Source organism: Corynebacterium sp. 5QC2CO (genome assembly GCF_024580435.1).
Lineage (GTDB): Bacteria > Actinomycetota > Actinomycetes > Mycobacteriales > Mycobacteriaceae > Corynebacterium > Corynebacterium jeikeium_D.
On the sequence record NZ_JANIKI010000027.1, the window covers coordinates 1 to 1,601 of the forward strand.

Genomic DNA, 1,601 nt, shown 5'->3' on the forward strand with positions numbered 1-1,601 from the left:
TATTTATGCCGGCGGCGACCTACTCTCCCACACCCTCCCGAGTGCAGTACCATCGGCGCTGGTGGACTTAGCTTCCGGGTTCGGAATGGGACCGGGCGTGACCCCACCGCTAACACCACCGACAAAAACCAGGCAACAACCAACCCCACCACAACGGGTAGGCGGTGTCATGCCAGACACTGAACAGTAGACGCGAGCAAAAACCCTTGTGTTTCACACTATTTTTGTGTGTTGAATGTTTGGTCTATTAGTACCGGTCACCTCCACACCTTACGATGCTTCCAGATCCGGCCTATCAACCCCATCATCTATAGGGGACCTCAAAAGAAACCTAATCTTGGAACAGGCTTCCCGCTTAGATGCTTTCAGCGGTTATCCCTTCCGTACGTAGCCAACCAGCCATGCCCCAGGCGGGACAACTGGCACACCAGAGGTACGTCCATCCCGGTCCTCTCGTACTAGGGACAGCCTTCCTCAAGTTTCTACGCGCGCGGCGGATAGAGACCGAACTGTCTCACGACGTTCTAAACCCAGCTCGCGTGCCGCTTTAATGGGCGAACAGCCCAACCCTTGGGACCTACTCCAGCCCCAGGATGCGACGAGCCGACATCGAGGTGCCAAACCATCCCGTCGATATGGACTCTTGGGGAAGATCAGCCTGTTATCCCCGGGGTACCTTTTATCCGTTGAGCGACACCGCTTCCACAAGCCGGTGCCGGATCACTAGTCCCTAGTTTCCTACCTGCTCGACCTGTCAGTCTCACAGTCAAGCTCCCTTGTGCACTTACACTCAACACCTGATTGCCAACCAGGCTGAGGGAACCTTTGGGCGCCTCCGTTACTCTTTGGGAGGCAACCGCCCCAGTTAAACTACCCACCAGGCACTGTCCCTAACCCGGATCACGGGCCGAGGTTGAGATGTCCAATACGATCAGAGTGGTATTTCAACAACGACTCCACCCCAACTGGCGTTGAGGTATCACAGTCTCCCACCTATCCTACACAAACCGAACCGAACACCAATACCAAGCTATAGTGAAGGTCCCGGGGTCTTTTCGTCCTGCCGCGCGTAACGAGCATCTTTACTCGTACTGCAATTTCGCCGGGTCTGTGGTTGAGACAGCAGGGAAGTCGTTACGCCATTCGTGCAGGTCGGAACTTACCCGACAAGGAATTTCGCTACCTTAGGATGGTTATAGTTACCACCGCCGTTTACTGGGGCTTAAATTCTCCGCTTCGACCCAAAGGGTCTAACAGGTCCTCTTAACCTTCCAGCACCGGGCAGGCGTCAGTCCGTATACATCGACTTACCCGTCTTCGCACGGACCTGTGTTTTTAGTAAACAGTCGCTTCCCTCTATTCTCTGCGGCCACAACCAGCTCAACCACGTCGGTCACCAGTCATGGCCCCCCTTCTCCCGAAGTTACGGGGGCATTTTGCCGAGTTCCTTAACCACAGTTCTCCCGATCGCCTTAGTATTCTCTACCTGACTACCTGTGTCGGTTTCGGGTACGGGCCGTATATCCACATCGCTAGAGGCTTTTCTCGGCAGCATAGGATCACCAACTTCCCCAAAACGGGTACGCATCACGCCTCACCCA

At 55.0% G+C, this 1,601-nt stretch carries 2 rRNA genes; both read right to left on the reverse strand.

Annotated features, from left to right (window positions below):
* Positions 1-6: 6 nt before the first annotated feature.
* Positions 7-123, reverse strand: a 5S ribosomal RNA gene (gene rrf, locus NQ014_RS10785).
* Between the two features lie 103 nt (positions 124-226).
* A 23S ribosomal RNA gene (locus NQ014_RS10790) occupies positions 227-1,601 on the reverse strand; the annotation flags it as partial.